This window comes from Pseudoalteromonas galatheae (assembly GCF_005886105.2).
GTDB classification, from domain to species: Bacteria; Pseudomonadota; Gammaproteobacteria; order Enterobacterales; family Alteromonadaceae; genus Pseudoalteromonas; species Pseudoalteromonas galatheae.
Genome location: NZ_PNCO02000001.1, coordinates 3,564,025 through 3,582,509 on the forward strand (window position 1 = coordinate 3,564,025; position 18,485 = coordinate 3,582,509).

Consider the following 18,485-nt stretch of genomic DNA (forward strand, 5'->3'; position numbering starts at 1 on the left):
ATCACTTCTCTAACTCAGAAGGATTGATCAACGCATTGAGTGGTCTGCGCAGTATTTGTTGCAGTGAAAAGTATAAACACACACTCGACACCAACACTATCCCCGCAGCCGCAACCGAAAACTCTGCCACATTAAATGTTTGCTGAAAGTACGGCGATAATAATAAACAGCCCATCAGGGCGATAATTAACGCGATACCTATGTGCTTAAAGTGGGTGATAAGATCCTCTTGAGTTAGATCGCTGTGTTTGGCACCCATAACCATCTTTGTACCATAATGGACAACTTTAAGTGACTGGCTATATCGGAACACGCCGATTAAACCAACAACAACCAGCAGCAACGCCAGTGCAAGTATAAATAGTGCCCCGTAGGTGACCAAAGTATCAGTCAACAGGTATTGCTCACGCTGCGCTGCAAGTGATTTAAAACTAAAGATTTTCAATGCAGGATGAACCTGAGCTAGCAGCTCGGCGAAATGGGATTTAGTAACCGGCTGCTGAGTCTTTATTAACGCTGTCCTATTGCCTTGTACTGCTCGATAAACATAGGGTAATACGGGCTCACCCGGCACAGCTAAATCGGCCACAACACCAATAACTTCAAATGCCGCATCTTCGTCTGTAATGTCAAAACTCAAGCGTTTGCCTAGCGCCTTTTCCTCTCCACCTAGCTGCTCAGCAAAAGTTTTATTGATAATTAGCTGCTGATCGCCTCGACGCACTGCTTCACTATCGAAAAACTGCCCTTGTAGTAATGGCAAAGAGAAAAATTCGAGATAGCTACTATCCACTACTCGACCAACAGGGTGCACTCGTTTGAGCGTCTCAACCTCTTGCAATGACCAAGTGTCAACACTCTGTCCAATAGGTGAGCGACTTCGACTTACCGCAATTACTTCTGCAGTATTTGCCAAAACCTCACTGGCTTGACGCATTATCTCTTCGTACTCGTCTCTCGGCATTGTATCAGGAGCATAGAGCGTGACTTCGTATTTATTCTTGAGATCTACTGCATAAGCACTTTTGAGATGAGATATGGCAGAAACACCAACATTAAAGCAAAAGAATATCAAGGTAATAGAGATACTTAACTGACTCACTGCCATGATCCGTTGCACTCGCGAACTCATAACAACAGCTGTGCCCTTGCCACTTTGTTTTAGCATTTGCGTTAAGTGGCGAAAGCGTATTGCTGACATTCCACCTAGCAACAATAAACAGCTAGCCAATAAAGCGACCAGTGCTAATGCGAGCACACTTTGCCAAGTTAGTGCTATCAGCTGCGCTTGCGGCAACAGTCCAACGAGTTTTGTCTGTAGCCATTGGCAAATAACATAAGACGCGCCAATTGCAACCACGAGTGATACTGAGCAAAGTGCTAGCAATGGTAACCATTGCATCAGCGCAATATCTCTTATTTTTGCTCCCACCACCGCTTGAATTGCCAACCTGCGCTGGATCTGGCTGAGCCTTGCAAGATATAAATTACTAATATTTAATAGCGCTATACCAAGTAAGCCGAGCGATACCACAAACACCCCAAACAACAATAAGGGGGATTTACCGAGTATAATTGATTTTAACGGCACCGCGCGAATGCCAATATGCCATTTCGCAAAGTACTCACTGTCGCTCACTTTGCTACGCCAAAGTGTGTTCATTTCGTTTGAAAGTGAGAGGCTAACTTGTGCATGCTTCACACCTGTAGCCAGTTTACCCACCATCAAATTAACCGCGTAGCGGTTCCACCAGTACGGCTTTGCTTCCTCTAAAGTTAGGTTATATTGCCAAGGTAGCCAAACCGCAGTGTTGTGTGTGAGCTTTTTTAAGTTGGGCTCATAAAATTGCTCTGCTGCGACACCGACAATTGTAAACTCTCGCTCATCCAGACGCAGCGTTTTATTTAAAATATCGGGGTCACCATTGAAGTGACTTTGCCAAGCTTGATAGCTAAGCACAGCGACAGGGCTGCTCTCATTTACGGGTTCAGTAACAACCCGGCCCATCGCAAGCGGCATATCAAAAATACTAAACCACTCGGGCGAGACATAAGCCGATTCAACCTGTGGTGCATCGGCATCCGAAGTTAGCAATTGCTCAGCATAATGCACCATAGCCAACTGCTCCATTGTCACAGGTTTATGCTCGTATAAATGCATTAATGATGGGTAGTTAAAGGCTTCGCTGCTCTCGTTGCCATTTTCATCAAACATTGGGTATTCAAGCTTTACAATACGTTCTGCGTTTGAATACGGCAAAGGTGAGAAATACAAGCTATGTAACATCCCCATTGCGACAAGCATCACAACGAATACGCAGCTCAGCGTAGTCACAACACTAACATGATAGATATTTACTCGGCCTAAGTTGAACACTTGCATGACACCCTCTCTATGCGCGTAAACTAACAGGTGGAGCAGAAGCGACGGTACCTAACAGCTCGCCATCAAACAACTTCACCTGCCTTGGAGCCATATCGGCATAACGAGGATCGTGCGTCACCATACAAACGGTAGTGCCTTGCTGATGCAATTCAGCAATCAATTGCATTACCTGATCGCCACTTTTCGAATCTAAGTTACCAGTTGGTTCATCTACCAGTAAAATGCTTGGATCGGTCACCAAAGCACGAGCAATGGCGACACGTTGCTGCTGCCCGCCTGATAACTGATTAGGCTTGTGTTGAACGCGATGCGACAGCCCAACCTTTTGTAAACAAGACTCGACTCGCAGCTTTACTTCTGCCTTACTCAACTTCTCAGGACGGTACTTTAGGGGTAAAGCGACATTATCGAATACCGAAATTTCATCAATGAGATTAAAAGCCTGAAAGACAAACCCAATGTGTTCATTACGAAGCTCAGCAGCCTGATCAAGCGTCAGCGTTGTCACATCATGAGCACCAATCGTATAACTACCACTTGTTGCTTGGTCAATTAAACCAATGATGGATAATAAAGTAGATTTACCACAACCAGAGGGACCAGAGATCGAAATAAAATCGCCTTTTGCTATTTCCAGTGAAATATTTCTCAGTGCATGTGTTTGTAGCTCTTCGGTTTCGAACACTTTATTAATATTTTTAAGCACTATCATTTTGATATTCCTACTTTAATAAGATTGTCTCATCTAGACTGGCAAGGTAGGCTAGATCAGAAATGATTAATCGTCTCCCGGCTTCAACGCCAGAATTTATAACAATATATTTCCCAGTTGAAGCACCAAAGGTGATTTCCACCGGCTTTGCGGTTTCATCACTAGTCAGCGCAAAGAAAGTCTGTGTTTGATTGTCTTTAGCATTGGCGGGACGCTGTACATAAGTGGCATTGGTAAGGTGCTTAATGGCAATACTGGCGGAGATACTCAGCTGCGAGCGTGCCTGCTTTGGTAGTGTATTTGGTAAACTCACCTCAACTTCCACACTATTGTTTGTCACCACAGGGTCAACTCGGAGTACTTTACCTTTTATGATATTGGCCTGCATCTTCACCATAACGTCTTGGCCTGTTTCAACCCAACGCACTTGGGACTGCGGCACAGATAATACCGCCATCAACGACTGGTTAGAGCCGATTAATGCCATCTCATCGCCAATATTAAGTTGCTGCCCAAGCGCTAAAGGCATGCGCTCAAGGATCCCTGAGGTACTAGCCCTAACCTCTAATTGTTGCTGCTTTTCTAGTAAGTTATTGAGTTCTTGCTCACGAATATTAATTTCCTCGTTGGCAAGAGTAAGGGCCGAACCATGCAGTGCTTGCAACTGTTCAGTTTGCTGCTCTAGTAGAGTTATTTCATGTTGCAAGGTACTCAAGCTGGTTTCAGTTTGGGCAAAATTCAGTGCAGAAATAATGCCTTGTTGTGCGAGATTTTGTTCCGCGCGGTGACGCAATACTAAGGTTTTAAGCGCACCTTGTTTTTGCATCAGCTGTGTTCGCTCATTTAGCAGCTCTCTTTGCTGAGTCAGTAACAGTTGCTCTTTTATGGCCCGCGACTGTCGCAAAGCTTGTTTGGCTTGCTGAACTTGTAACGTAAGATCTGGGCTCACAAGCTCGGCGATCACGTCGCCTTTATGCACAATTGCACCCGCTTTATGGTGAATAGTTTTAACGATAGCCGCGCTTTGCGCGTTTAATAAAAACTGCTCGGCACTACGTAATTCCCCAAAGCTATCCACTGACAAAGTAAGCGGCCCTTGTTTCACCTCTGCTACCAGTATCTCTGTGCGCATCACACTAGTATGAGATGTCCATTGTTGCCACAGCAGATAAAAAACTATCACCACCATTAAACAGGCAACCACAATATAATGTGTGGTCTTTTTTGGCTTCGCTGGTTTGACTAGATCCATTTCCCCTCCTCATTGACCAAACATTAATAGCGAGATTAATGCCAACTTTAAATAACTTTAATTTTCAATTATTTAATAGATTTTAAGTTGAAAGATCTAGCTTATATTTCGAAATCGGAATACCCACTCCGGGATCGGAGAGTAACTGCGGTGAGTACAACTTATCTGTTGTTACACTCGTTTTGCCTTGAGCTTCTGACAGGTTCAGTTGTTTTGGGTACACCGAGTCAACATCATGAAAAAAATGGTATTAGGTGTCGCCCTCGCACCCACTACAAGCTTTGCTAAACAGAACAAAGAAGAAGAAAAAACCATCGCCAACGTAAGCGATGCCAACATCAGTGAAGCAGTTCTCGCCAGTATTGAAATAAAAAAGGTCGAAGATGGTAGAATTTTATTCAAAGCGGATAAGCTATTTCTAAGTGGGCCACCACACAAGTGCCTCCTTGAAAGCGTGTGGATGACAAAAAGGCAAGCAAACACGGCGATTTGGCAAAAGCCGCTGCGTTATTCCAGCTGCAGAGTATTTTGGATACAAGCACAGCTTAGGGTGCCGTTCAGGCCACTAAGCCACATAAAGCGTATATCGATCGTCTGCTCACAAAAGCGTTAGAAGCGTAACTCAACAGTTCTTGTATGATACGAGTGAAATGAATGAAAACTTTAAGGGCTAGTAATTTGCTAGCCCTTATTTTGTCTGTCTATATCGCTAAGCTAAAGCAGGCTTAGAGCGATAGTACTGAATACAACCTAACTGTGCGGCATTAGTCAGTAAAATCATCACAAACATCAGCACATGAGCTACGCTAACATGACCAAGACTCAGCTCCGCAGCCAACCCAATTCCTCCCGCTAAAAACTGTAGCGAGAAATATCTTGCGCTTAAGTTAGAAACATCACCGCTTTTAATCGTTTTATAGGTTTGTGGCATCACTCGAATTGAACTCATCACTAGTCCTAAGTAAGTTAACGCATTTAGCAACGCAGCAGCTTCGATGTCCTTAACCAATAAAAGCACAAGTGGAAGCGTCGACAAACCAAGCAAGAGTGCTAATTGATTGCGTTGCTTCGAGCTTGCGTTGTACCGAATAAAATAATATAAAATAAGTGCGCTTAAAGAACCGGTAATCGCGAAAGGCAGCACCATGAAAAAGCGTTCAAAGAAAATGTTATAGGCAATAAAATAAGAGCTTTGTGCAACACCAAAACTCATCATTAACAGTGAGACACCTGATACACTGCGATTTTTACGGATCTTCCTAATCAAAGGAACAAAGCTTAAAACCAAAACGAAAGAAGAAACGATCGGTAAATATTCGCTCAATGCCAACTCCAAATGTCTAAATTGTTGCTAAGTTAAGGTGCTGTAAACCCCTTAAAGATACATTGTAAAATAATGATTTTTAAGGTTTTTATTTTTGAAGGCGCGCATTTTAAGAGCTAAACATAAAAATACAACATAACCTATAGAATCTATTTTCCACCTCTTGGCAATGCTCAAATACAACCGTATAAAAATAAGTACACTTGAAACGCGGCAGCATGGGACGTCCCCTCCCAGCCGATATGGCATTAATTAAGTAAAACTTATGTTAAAACAATATAAATAAAACTTTACAAAAAGCATTATTGTTTCTATTTTGGTGTGTGGATGTTCAAAAAACATACTCAAATTAGTTGTGCTCTACAGTGCACCGAAACCTGAGTATTGAGCGACGCCCAACTTATTTATTTCAAGTTGGAAAACCACACACTCAAAAGGAATAACAATGAAACGACACATTCTTATCACAGCATTAGGTTTAGCATCTGGTATCGCGATGGCACAAGCGCCATTAACTGAAGCTCAAATGATGGAATATACCAGCAAAGCTAGCAAAGCAATGATTGGTAAAAGGTATGACCTCAACCTTCCACTTATTACTCAAAATAGTGCTACAAGCACTTCAACGTCTACGCAAACTATTGTGCAAACGGTTTCACACCCAGGTGCAAGCTACATCAAACTACATTTTAAAAACCTCAATCTTGCAGGCGGCGGTAAACTCGTAGTTCGCTCGGAGGATAGTGGTGAGCGCTATGAATATACCCAAGCAAATCTCAGCGCTGCAACAGTTGATCCAAATCTCGGTGATGACGGCGTTAAACAATTTTCTGCTATGTCAGTCTCTGCTGATAAAGTTATCATTGAATATACCCCAGGTCAGGGTAATCTAGGCAAAACGCCTGAAATCGATTTTTATCATCATGGTATTGAGGGGCAAGCAAGTGTTGAGAGCTTGACCGATGTGACCCCCATGTCGACCTGTGGCGCAATGGAGCGTAAAGACGTGCAGTGCTGGGCACAATCACATCCGGTCGAATTCGAGCGTTCACGTCCTGTCGCCAGACTACTTATGAACGGCAGTGGTTTATGTACGGGTTGGCGTGTAGGCGCGGATAACCGCATGTTTACCAATAATCACTGCGTAGGATCTGCATCGGAGCTGGCGAATACCGAGGTATGGTTTAACTATCAAAGTACGAGCTGTAACGGTAGCCAGCGCGAGACTGTGGTAAAGGTCACAGGTAAAGACTTCCTTAAAACAGATTACACGCTAGATTATACGTTGTTTACCATCAATGATTTCGCTAAAGCCCAGCCGTTTGGTTATTTTGGCTTAGACGTGCGAAACCCATCGCAGGGCGAGCGTATTTACATTCCTCAGCATGGTTCAGGTAACCCTAAGGAGCTGTCGATTGAGTCTGATCAAGACACCAATGGACTATGCTCTGTTAACCAAGCAACGGCGAATGGTCGAGGTACTGGTACAGATATAGGCTATTACTGCGACACTATTGGCGGCTCGTCAGGTTCACCAGTGCTCGCAGCCTCAACCAACAATGTTGTTGCGCTACACCACTTAGGTGGCTGTACCAATAAAGGCGCTAAAATTAGCTTAATTTGGCCTCAGGTTTCTAGTCACTTTGGTGGTCAAATTCCCGTTGGGGATAACGGCACTACCGATCCATTGCCCGTTGCGTTATTTACTTACAGCTGTAATGACCTAAGCTGCAGCTTCGATGGTTCAGGCTCTAGCTCACCGAATGGCTCTATTACACAACACAGCTGGCAGTTTGGTGACGGCGCATCCGCTTCAGGCGCGCAAACTTCACATAGCTTCACAAACTCTGGCAGCTATACCGTAGAACTCACCGTCACAGATAGTAATGGTGACACAGCGTCAACAACACAACAAGTTGCTGTGACGCTGCCAGGTGAAGAGCAAAAGCTTATCAAGGGAGTTGCAAAAACGGGGCTTTCTGGAGCGAGAAGCAGTGAAACCTTCTTCTATTATGATGCCCCTGCAGGCGTGAATACAGTGACATTTAACACTAGCGGTGGCACTGGTGATGCTGACATGTACGTACTAAAAGGTGCAGAACCTACAACCAGTAATTGGACTTGCCGCCCTTACCGTTATGGTAACAACGAATCTTGTACCCTAAATGAAGGAGCTGGTCGTTATTGGGTGATGATCCGCGGATATAATGCTTACTCAGGTTTGCAGATCATAGCAGATCACAACTAGCCTAAACTTCGAATAAACAAACTGAATGATTTGCGGGGGCTCCCCCCCGCTTATTTGATAGCAATCTTATGCGATTATCTACAACTCATACCAAACACTAAACCAAACACGGTTTTCATTCGTCAAATTATGCCCCTCTACGCGGCCCACTCCAGCACTAAACTGTAGATCGGTTAATCCTGCAGGAGCAAAATCAGTGGCCTTGCCTAATATCACTCGAGACAAAGGTAAGCGCATCTTAATACCGTAATTTTGTCCAATCACTTCTCCATCTAACTGATGCTGCTTATAAAATAACTTAGGTTTTCCCTGCTGCCATGAAGTTGCAAATTCATAGCCTAAATAGCGGCTTCCCGTTGCAAATAGATGTGGCAACATAGGTTCGCTAACGATGTGTAAACCATTACTAATACTAGTGCTGGTAAGCGCTCTACCACCCACAGCTAGTGGCAATTCGCTGCTGTAGCGGCTATCGACCGATGCATAGAATGGAATTTGCCATGCTTTAGCAAACAGGCTCACCTGGTAATCAAATCCATCTAATTCACCTAACCACTGAGCTGCAGAGGTTTGCAGTACTACACCATGCTGCTGCGTATCCCATAATGTACGAGCGTTAAAGCCATAACGCCCACCGCTCCATGTTTTTTCACTATGTTGCACACGAATAACACCCAATTCGGGAGCAAGGTAATTCAATGCGTCACCAAAACGATAGCTAGATGACAAGGAAAATTGCTTAAAACTACTTTCATTCGAGGTATTTGTTTGTGGCGAGTGAGACTGCTTATCCGCTTCTAGCTCTTGATATCCAGCATCAAACGTCGTTTTCCAGTTTTCATGACGATATTCAAGTTGGGCAAATGCGCCCATCAACGCGCCATTATTGATACTTTTCTCGGCTCCAAACTGCCAAGCAAGTCGGCGCAGCACATCCTGCCCTTTTAATGCCACGCCCAAACTATCAAAAGAGGCGCTATTAAATGCGCCAGATAAGGCAACAGAATAAGACTGTTCGAACACAGAATAATCAGAACTGGGCTGCGCGGTTTGATCTATCTTAGCCACAGGTAATTGGTGGGGGTGCAGCTCTTTTCGCTCCGCCTCATCCACTTGCTCCAACACGCTCACGGTGCGCCAAGCCGGAGCAATTATTTTGTTAACCTTAACACCCTCAGGGGTCGCATAGCTCACCAGTATCTGCTGTGAATAAGTAATAATTTGCTCAAGCGGTTTAGCACTCGCAGGTAAGGCCTCAAGTATTTTACTCGTCACATCATAACGCATTACCGCTAAGTGGCCTGCAACTCCAGAAATAAAGTACAGCTTGTCATCATCATGAGACCAAGTTAACCCCGAAAGGTATTGATGTGACTTGGGTAAATAAACAATTTTAGTTGTATCGTGGCTAAGATCTTTAACAACAAGTTGCCAGCGTTTGTTAGGTGCAACATGTACATAGGCTAATGTCGCGTTTTCCTTAGAGAGCACTGGAAAGTCATAGACATCCCCAAGCTTACTTGTGGTAATTACAGTTTGCTTTCCTGAGTCCAACTCTATGGTCACTAGCTGTGAGTAACCCAAACGAGACACCTCCGCAATAACGGTATTGGCATCAACAATACTAAAGCGACGAATACCCGCGCCTTTGGTTAGTTGCTTAGGTTTTCCAGTACCAACTTTCCATACAAACAAATCATTAATAAAGGTGTCGTCTGCAGTCGGCGTTTTTGCAACGAAGTAAATGTCGTCGGTATTCAGCCACTGGGGGTAATAGATACCAGCAAAATTATGTGCATCAAGCTGTGCAAGTCGCTTTTTTGGAAAGACTTCAGGTGCGATATCCACAATATCTTTAGGATCGGCATTTAGTATTGCTTCATTGCGCTTATTAAATTGCTCTATAACTTCTACATTTTCTTTGTTTTCGTAGATATTGAGTGTGACTTGGCGTTTACGGTTTTGCTCTACCACCAAAAATTGACTGCCATCCGGAGAGAACGCGATATCTCGAGCAGCATACGCGAACCGCTGCCAAAGCTCACTCTGTGTCGGAACCAAGGCTAGCTCTTGCTGCATAGCCTGATAGCTATATTCAACAATAAAGCGACGATATAACTGGCTGGCTGGCGCTCCAAAAGCCCCACTAAATGCGGTTTCAAAACTGCGAGATTCCACCGCCTGCACTCTTGTCCACACGGCATCTAACGTCTGTGCACCATAATTATCCTCAAGCCATGCTAGAAAACGTACACCGACTAAGTACGCCATGGAATTGGAAAGGTAAGACTTGTCGCCATTATCTAAAGCGCTATAGGTCGGTAATGCGCCTTGCTGCGCGTAATAACGCACAATGCTCTCACTGTAGTTATCGTATAAACGTCCCCGTCCCGTTAATCTAGACTCCAGCAAGGTGGCATAACCTTCGCTGACCCAACGCGGTAATACCGCATCGAGCAAGTCGGTAATATCGTGCCAATCTCTGAGGTGTTGTCGCCATTGACTACGGCTAGGCTGTGATAGATGAACGAGATGGATATATTCGTGTAAAATGAGCAATTGCTGCCAACTGGTGTTATTTGCGATGACGGAATCAGCTTGAGGCGGCGTCGCTTGCAGTGCCATCATTGGTTTATCTGTGCTGGGTAATGCAAAACCATTGGCCGCATTTTCAGGGTCGTAAATAATCACATCTGCACGTTCACTCAAGGCTCTGCCTTGTTGTGCCAGCACTTTATCTCGTACCACCTCCAGCTCATTTGCTGCAGAATACGCCCATTGCTGAAGCGGCTGGGGATAATGCACATTGAAGTTTTCGGTTTTGATGGTTTGCCACTTAGCCTGTAAACCAAAGCTAGTAAAAGCAACAAAAATTATCAGTAGCGCTCGCATTACCTTTCCTAAATAAATCCAGTTGCGCTAGCTTAACAAGAGATGTAAAGAAAAAGTGTGCTTTTTAGTAACAATTTCTTGCCTACGTTATACCTTAAAACGTCTATTTTGAGGCAAGCAAGATGTGCGTTGCTCTATATGCACGTAATTTTTCAGTGCTTTTGTGGCTGTGCAAGGGTGATAAACAGGCTAAGTATCGCAAGAGACACTGCAAAGACAAAAAATACCACGGTTGAGCTCAACCCCGCCTGCCATTTTGCCGTGGCGATTAAACCCGCGCTCAATAACACCGCTAGCTTTGCCTTGGTATGCGCATGTGATTTAAATGATTTGGAGTAGGTATACGCCATAAAAATAAAGCCGCTGGCCAACAGATAAGTGACTAACATGGTAGCTCCTTGCCAAGGTTTTGAAGGAGCTTTAATTATATGCTAATGATAATTATTATCAACAAGGAAAAGTGATTTTTATTAATCCTCCTGAGCCCGTGTTGTGACAACTAAGTTGCCCATCATGTAACTCCACAATGGTGCGACTAAAGGTTAAACCTATTCCCTGCCCTCCTTCTTTGGTGGAATAGAAAGGAGTAAGCATGTTCTCAAGGTTGGCAAAGCCCGGGCCATTGTCTCGTACGTCAATTACCGCTTGTTGCTGCTGATAATAAGCATGTAGCGTCAACTTGGCATTTTCACCACTGGCCTCAATAGCATTTTTAACTAAATTAATCAGCACCTGCTCTACTAAAGCTTTATCAAGATTGAGCGTATTCACAGTGCAGTTTACTTGGATGTCGGTATCCTCAAATAGCGCAGCAACAGAGGATAGTAACAGAATGATGGAAACCGACTCCCTGTCTAGCCTTGGGGTTTGCGTAACCTTGGCGTATTGGCTCACAAATTGTTGTAAATGCTGGCAACGCTGACCAATCACACTTAGCGCATGTTGCTCTTTTTCGTCCTTCGCTCTTGCCAACAAGGTTTGCGCTAGGGAGCTTACGGGCGTCAAACTATTGTGGATCTCATGGCTTATTACTCGGATTAAATGTTGCCAAGCAGCCAGCTCCTTTTTACGTAATGCCTTCGTGATATCGAGTGCAACCAGTAAAGAAAACTGCTTACCCTCTTGAAAGAATTCACTGCTTTGCAGCTGCCACCGAGATTGCTGCGCTGTATCTGCAAAATGCCAGTGATTATCTTGTTGCACCAGCCCAAACTGAGCCGCGCTTATTCCCTTACACTCTAACCAAGGGCGATGATAAAGCGACTCAAATGCACCATTGGCGTAGGCAAGTTTGAGCTTATCGTCAAACATCATAATAGGGGTATTAAGGCTGTCTATTAGCTGATAAATGATAAACTGCTGACTATGATAACGGCGCTTTTGACTGTGCAGCTGTGCACTCAATGCCAGCAAGCGCTGTTCAAATTCAGCCACCACGCCCACTGTATAATGTGGCTTAATGGTTTGCGTAAAGTCACTTTGTGCAATCGCTTCTAACTGCCAATTAGCACGCATGGCAATGCGTTTAAGGTGAGACAACAGTATTTTTTGTAACCCGCCCAATAACCCCAACACACTCACCGATACGACGGCAACCCACATCACCTCAAGCTGTAGTTGCAGAAGCAGCAAAGTCAGTACAACCGTACAGCTAATGGTTAACAGCGTACAGTAGGCCCCAAGCCGCCACTCGGCGCTAGCCAGATGTTTTAAGACCATACTTTTCCAAACGTCGATAAAGAGAAGAAGCCGTGAGCCCAAGTATTTTAGCGGCTTCTGCGACATTACCTTGAGCGCGCTGCATCGCTTGCTCCACCATTTCTTGCTCCACTTGTTGCAAAGTCTTGCTGGGCACATTACTGGTCACTTTAGATGCAGCGGTAAAGCGTAGTTGGCAATCACTGAGCTCAATTTGCAAGCCCTCCGCCATTAACACGGCACGCTCCATAACGTGACTTAACTCTCGCACATTGCCAGGCCAATTGTATTCAATCAACGCAGCTTTAACCGCTGGGCTAAGTTCACGAATTGGCTCACCATACTGCGCACAAAACTTAGCGACAAAATATTCAGCCAACGGCACGATATCGCCAAAACGCTCGGCGAGCCTCGGCACTTCAATCACAATCGTGTTGATGCGATATAACAAATCTTCTCGGAACTCACCGACTTTCACTAAGGCGTCAAGATTGGTATTGGTTGCGCAAATAAGCCGGCAATCTGCTTGTTGCGTCTGACTGCTACCCACAACTTCATAACTGCCGTTTTCCAACACCCGCAGTAATTTTACTTGTAGAGGAAGTGGAATTGTCGCAACTTCATCCAGAAATAGCGTGCCCTGTTTTGCCATTGCAAAACGACCAACACGATGCTGCTTTGCATCCGTAAACGCTCCTTTGCTGTGGCCAAACATCTCACTTTCGAATAATGACTCAGGCACCGCGCCCATATTCACCTCAACCCAAGGTCCTGCTGAACGATTAGATTGTTCGTGTAACCACTGAGCTAAATGACTTTTCCCCGCGCCACTTGGCCCAGTAAGTAGCACCCGAGCATCGGTTTTTGCTACTTTAGCAAGCTGCTTATATAAAGATTGCATCGCCTGAGAGCGCCATTGAAACGCGCCGCGCTCGCTATGTTTTGCTACGATATTCGCTTGCTTTAATGATATTTTGAGTTGTTGCTGCACGGCTTCTAGCAGCTGCTGATTGTCCCATGGTTTTTCGATAAAGTCGCTTGCACCTAGCTGCATTGCAGACACCGCCAACGCGACATTTCCCCAACCGGTAATACAGATCACAGGCACATTAAGATTGGAGTCACGTAGCCAGCGCAAAAAGTCTAGCCCTTCATTGCCTGAAGTGGTATCTCGGGAGAAGTTCATATCGAGCAAGGCTAATGACACTTGCTTAGCGGTGAGCAGAGGCTTGGCAAGCTCTAAGGTTGCCGCCTCAATTACATTGAAACCTTGATCTTCTAAAAAGAATACGGCGCTGAGGCGTACTTCGGCGTTATCATCGATAACCAGTATTGTGGGCTTTTCCATAGGGAGAATTTTTATTGTTATCGGGTTTCAGCGGAGCATAGTCTGCTCCGCGAATATAAAATTATAACCAACGGATGATTGTACTTAGGGTATGGCTTTCACCCGGTGCAAGTTGCACGGCATCATCCATTACGTTACACGCTTCTAAGCACAACATCTTGTGGTATTCATCATCATTAAAGTTGCTTAAACGCTGTGACTTTTCAATCCATGGGTTCCAAAGCACACAAGAAGTTGAGTTTTCACGTTTTACTTCAATAATACCCGCAGGCGTGTTGATGGTTTGCACTGGGCTTGCTTGGGTATATACCATATCGGTTTCGCGGGCAAAACCAACCACTTCAGTTTGCTCAAATGGACCTTCACCAAATTCGATATATTTCGCGCCTTGTAATCCATCAACCGTGGTATTGCTGACTTCCGGTGTTGGGAAATACGTATGCAGAGCTTGCGTTAGCGTAAATGGCGCATCCCCAGTATTGATATTGGTCAGTCGCACTTCGAGCTTGTCCGATAACACAAACTCGACCTCTAATTGTGACGTGTGTGACCAGTATTGTGATTCAACTAAGGTCATCGGTAGTGTGAGTTTAACGGTAATTTCATCGCTTTTTTCTTCAACACTATGCGCACGCCAAAGTAGCTTGCGAGCAACCCCATGAATTGGCCAATCCGTTTTGCTATGGACACCAAACCAAGGCCAACAGATTGGAATACCACCGCGTACTGGCTTGCCTTCAAGGTAATCTTCCGCTTCAGAAACCCAAATTAAATTGCCTTTTCCTGCAGGTGTAAACTCGGTCAGTTGCGCACCCTGTAAAAAGATCTTCGCTTGGCAAAATGCACTGTCGACCCAAATATACTCAAGCCCGGACTCAGTGCGCTCGATTGAAACTGAAGGTGATAATTCCATGGTAATTCCTACGTCAACTCAATGATATGCCTACCTTACCACTTAAATAATACGAGTAAACTGTTATCCATCCAATTTGAAACTTATTCAATTATATCAGTGCAGAAGCACCATGAGAGTCTAGCTCTCACGGTTTATGGAGCTTGAATGGACTAAAATTACACCTTAAATTTGCCCACCAGCTCTGTGAGTGTGCTCGACAATGAATGTAATCTCACGCCATTTTGATTGGTATTCACAGCGATATCACTAACGCTATCCGCGGCATTTTTAATTTCCACCACGTTACGATTGATATCTTCGGCAACATGTTGCTGCTCTTCAGCTGCGGTGGCGATTTGCGTGTTGAGGTCGCTAATATTGACAATCGCTTGAGTAATTTCACTAAATTGTTGTTGCGCTGAGTTTGTCAGCTCAACCGTTTGCTCCGTACGCGTTAGGCTGCGCTTCATTTCTCCCGACACCATTTCCGTCATTTTTCTAAGCTTATCAAGCTGAGAGGCTATTTCTTCCGTCGATTCAGACGTACGCTGTGACAACGCTCGTACTTCATCGGCCACAACAGCAAAACCACGACCATGTTCACCTGCGCGTGCCGCCTCAATTGCAGCATTTAATGCTAAAAGATTAGTTTGTTCCGCTATGCCTCGGATCACGCTGAGTATCGACATAATATTTTCGCTTTCGGTGTCGAGCTGCATGATATCCGCGGTTGCCTTATTGATCACTTCAGATAACGTTGTAACACTCTCGACAGACTCTGTGATCACCCTTTGGCCCAGCTCAGATGCTTGCTGAGTTTGCCCGGCCAACTCAGCCGCATTGGCACAGCTTGCCGCTACTTCGTTTGCGGTTGCTGCCATCTCATTAATTGCGGTGGCAGCCATTTCAAGCGCTTGTTGCTGTTGACTGGTAGCGCCCGTGAGCTGATCAGACTGCGAAGCGGTTTGTCGTGAGGTTTCGTTAACTTGCTGGGCACACTCATTGATTTGCGTCACCAACTCAGCAATGAGATTTAAAAACAGATTAAAGCTTGTCGCCAGTTTGCCCGTTTCATCCCGAGCTTTAATGTCTAAACGCTGCGTCAAATCACCACCGCCTTGAGAAATCTCAGTTAAGCCATCACTTACTTCTACAATAGGCGCTGAAATCAACTTCGAAATATAGCTTGCCAATAACAGAAATACGGTGATCAGGACAGCACTTAAAATCAATATAGTCAGCGTCATCGCATTGGCTGCTGCCATTACCTCGCCTTTTTCAACTAAACCAATAAACTTCCAGCCTAGTTTTGGTGCTGTATAGATGTTGGCAAAATAGTCTTGCCCATTAATTTCGAGCTCAAATAACCCATCTTTATTTTGAGCCAATTCTCGATAGCGGCCGTTTGCTATGTCTGCCAGCTTTTTAAATCTATGTTCGGAGAACTTGGCATCGACTAACACATTTCCGGTGTCTTCTACTAGCATCAAATAGCCGGTCTCACCCAATTTGATATTGCGGATGATTTTGGTCAGCCCTTGCAGTGACACATCCATGCCTTGGACACCCACCGTTTGGCCATTAGCAGTTATCGCTTTTACCGTCGACACAATCACCATATCATCCGGTGCCCAGTAATAGGCACTAGTGCGGATAGTCTCGCCATTTCCCGATTGTCCCGTTTGATACCAAGGACGCTGCCTAGGGTCGTAGTTTGCATTCACTTCACCTAGAGGCCATTGAATATAACCACCTTGCTGATTTCCCATGTAGATATAGGCAATACCAGGGTGTGTATTTCCAAAGTGCTCAAATAACGAATATGCTGCTTGCTCTGTTTTACTTCCTGCTTTCGAATTAAGTCGAGTGGTGCTGGTCGTATCCATATAAGTTTTCACGTCTTGCTGCGCACTCAAGACCTGTGCATGGGTTGCTAAATAGTCAACGTTTTTTGCAATTTCATCAAAAAACATCTGGATACCATTCTCAACCTGTAGCGCCTCTCGATCACTGAGCTCTGAGAAAGTCTCTATCCCCTGCTGCCTAGTTTGACTGATTATAAGCCCCGCTATGATTAACAAAGGAAGCGCGATTGCTGTTGCGAAAGACAATTTTAATTTTTGCGATATATTCATGAATAAACACCATTTCACAGATAATAAAAATATAGTGAGAGATAAGCTATTGGGCAAGAATGACATACAAATGTGATCACTTGTTCGTCTTATATTCATCTTGGGTATGGTTAAATGTTGTGTAACTTTGAGGTCAGATAGGCCGCAGTGTTACTATGGATAATTCAATCAAGGATCATAAAATTTATCTGCTTTCTGCAAGGATAGGTTTGGTGGTCTACAATTTGTAAGAGGTTTTTGCGCTCAACCATTTAACAACGGGACAAATATGTTAAAACTTTCAACCATCTCACTCGGGTTAGGTCTAGCACTTTGCTCTAATTCAGTGCTTGCCGAAAACTCAGAAATTGACGCATTAAAGCGCCAATTAGCTGAACTTCAGAAGAAGCTCACCCAGCTAGAACAAAAAGAGCAGGCACGAGCACAACAGGAAAAAATCGCTAAGGCTGAAAAAGCCGCAACCAAAGCTGAAACTAAAACTCAAGTTGCAGCTGCTGAAACAAAACCGACTATCAAAGTCGGCGGCGCGATCAGAACCAACTACAGCCATACGTCTTATGACGATGACAACAAAAATCGTGGCGGTGATTTTGACTTCGATATTTTCAGGTTGAACTTTTCTGGCAATGTCGGTGGCTTTGGCTTAAACGCCGAAATCCGCTTTTTCGACTATATGACTGCGGTAAAATACGCTTACCTAGACTATGACTTTGCTGACCATTGGCAAGCTCAGGTTGGTATGACTAAAGTGCCTTTTGGTAACTCACCTTACAATTCGCACAACTGGTTCTTTAACACTACTTATTACATTGGCCTTGAAGACGACCACGACATGGGGGTGGTATTTAAACGTAAAGTAGCGGACAACTGGCAGCTTGATCTTGGCTTTTTCAAAAATGATGAGCTAGGTGGTGTCGATGGTTACGTGGATGACCGCAGCGATCGCTACTCTTATGACGTGGTAGGTTTCCGTAAAGCGGGCGATGGCGTTTATGACGACCCAACGCAACCAATCGGCGAATACAACACCTTTGTTGGTCGTTACGCGTATCATATTGAACACAACGGTGGCACAACTGAAATTGGCGTCTCCGGCCTTGCCGGTGGCCTTCACGATGGTAATGACCGAGCAGGTGATTACAACGCGTGGGCACTACATTTAAATAGTAACATTGGCCCTTGGAACTTACAGTTACAACACGGTGAATACCAGTACGATATTGACGATGTAAACCGTATGGCGGTAGGCGCTTATGCGTTTTATGATTCCATCGCGGCAGAAGCTACCATGTCGAACTTTAATGTAGCGTACAACCTGCCAGTTGAATTCGGCCCAATTACCGATCTGCAATTTTATAACGACTTCGGTATTATTTACGACAAATCCGATAACACCGAAGACACTTGGATGAATGTTACAGGTGTGTCACTCGCCGCGGGTGCGTTCTTCACCTATGTTGATTTAGTTCACGCGAAAAACCAGCCGTTTATTGGTGGTTCAATCGCAGGCGATAGTGACGAAAGCGAGCGTCGCTTCAACATTAACTTCGGTTATTACTTTTAATCTTTGGGATTAACCTTAGGTATTAAATCAA

General features: G+C 44.6%; 12 protein-coding genes and 1 pseudogene. 3 read left to right on the forward strand and 10 right to left on the reverse strand.

Features of this window, described 5'->3' with window-relative positions:
- Position 1: 1 nt before the first annotated feature.
- Genes CWC29_RS15910 through CWC29_RS15920 form a run of 3 tightly spaced genes read right to left on the reverse strand, consistent with a single transcriptional unit; the run spans position 2 to position 4,350 of the window.
- Positions 2 to 2,383: an ABC transporter permease gene (locus tag CWC29_RS15910; protein ID WP_138522440.1), complete on the reverse strand. Its 2,382-nt coding sequence runs from the start codon at positions 2,381 to 2,383 to the stop codon at positions 2 to 4.
- Positions 2,384 to 2,393: 10 nt separating this feature from the next.
- Complete coding sequence (locus tag CWC29_RS15915) at positions 2,394 to 3,098, reverse strand: ABC transporter ATP-binding protein (RefSeq protein WP_128727302.1); 705 nt, start codon at positions 3,096 to 3,098, stop codon at positions 2,394 to 2,396.
- A 10-nt stretch (positions 3,099 to 3,108) separates the two neighbouring features.
- Positions 3,109 to 4,350, reverse strand: coding sequence for an efflux RND transporter periplasmic adaptor subunit (locus tag CWC29_RS15920; protein WP_128727301.1), 1,242 nt, complete (start codon positions 4,348 to 4,350; stop codon positions 3,109 to 3,111).
- A gap of 319 nt (positions 4,351 to 4,669) precedes the next feature.
- Between CWC29_RS15920 and CWC29_RS15925 the strand changes: the two are divergent.
- Positions 4,670 to 4,971 (forward strand): annotated as a pseudogene (locus CWC29_RS15925) (hypothetical protein); the annotation flags it as partial.
- Positions 4,972 to 5,059: 88 nt separating this feature from the next.
- On the opposite strand, the gene CWC29_RS15930 reads toward CWC29_RS15925, so the two are convergent.
- Complete coding sequence (locus tag CWC29_RS15930) at positions 5,060 to 5,674, reverse strand: PQ-loop repeat-containing protein (protein WP_128727300.1); 615 nt, start codon at positions 5,672 to 5,674, stop codon at positions 5,060 to 5,062.
- Between the two features lie 445 nt (positions 5,675 to 6,119).
- Between CWC29_RS15930 and CWC29_RS15935 the strand changes: the two genes are divergently transcribed.
- The gene (locus CWC29_RS15935) at positions 6,120 to 7,922 is read left to right on the forward strand and encodes a PKD domain-containing protein (protein ID WP_138522442.1); all 1,803 of its coding nucleotides are present in this window, start codon (positions 6,120 to 6,122) and stop codon (positions 7,920 to 7,922) included.
- A gap of 78 nt (positions 7,923 to 8,000) precedes the next feature.
- Here the strand turns inward: CWC29_RS15935 and CWC29_RS15940 are convergent, their stop codons facing one another.
- The 6 genes from CWC29_RS15940 to CWC29_RS15965 all read right to left on the reverse strand — a co-directional run bounded on the left by CWC29_RS15940 (position 8,001) and on the right by CWC29_RS15965 (position 16,890).
- Positions 8,001 to 10,814 carry a TolB-like translocation protein gene (locus CWC29_RS15940; protein ID WP_138522444.1) on the reverse strand — a complete coding sequence of 938 codons (2,814 nt, stop codon included), beginning with the start codon at positions 10,812 to 10,814 and terminating at the stop codon, positions 8,001 to 8,003.
- A gap of 152 nt (positions 10,815 to 10,966) precedes the next feature.
- Complete coding sequence (locus CWC29_RS15945) at positions 10,967 to 11,203, reverse strand: hypothetical protein (RefSeq protein ID WP_128727297.1); 237 nt, start codon at positions 11,201 to 11,203, stop codon at positions 10,967 to 10,969.
- Between the two features lie 58 nt (positions 11,204 to 11,261).
- On the reverse strand, positions 11,262 to 12,533 hold the full coding sequence (locus tag CWC29_RS15950; RefSeq protein WP_138522446.1) for a sensor histidine kinase: 1,272 nt from the start codon (positions 12,531 to 12,533) through the stop codon (positions 11,262 to 11,264).
- Positions 12,511 to 13,860 carry a sigma-54-dependent transcriptional regulator gene (locus CWC29_RS15955; protein ID WP_138522448.1) on the reverse strand — a complete coding sequence of 450 codons (1,350 nt, stop codon included), beginning with the start codon at positions 13,858 to 13,860 and terminating at the stop codon, positions 12,511 to 12,513. Before CWC29_RS15955 ends, CWC29_RS15950 begins: the two co-directional genes overlap by 23 nt.
- 61 nt (positions 13,861 to 13,921) lie before the next feature.
- On the reverse strand, positions 13,922 to 14,773 hold the full coding sequence (locus tag CWC29_RS15960; RefSeq protein WP_138522450.1) for a D-hexose-6-phosphate mutarotase: 852 nt from the start codon (positions 14,771 to 14,773) through the stop codon (positions 13,922 to 13,924).
- 158 nt (positions 14,774 to 14,931) lie between these two features.
- Complete coding sequence (locus CWC29_RS15965; protein ID WP_128727293.1) at positions 14,932 to 16,890, reverse strand: methyl-accepting chemotaxis protein; 1,959 nt, start codon at positions 16,888 to 16,890, stop codon at positions 14,932 to 14,934.
- A 268-nt stretch (positions 16,891 to 17,158) separates the two neighbouring features.
- Between CWC29_RS15965 and CWC29_RS15970 the strand changes: the two genes are divergently transcribed.
- A complete protein-coding gene (locus CWC29_RS15970) occupies positions 17,159 to 18,454 on the forward strand; it encodes a porin (RefSeq protein ID WP_138522452.1) in 1,296 nt (431 codons plus the stop codon).
- Positions 18,455 to 18,485 lie beyond the last annotated feature (31 nt).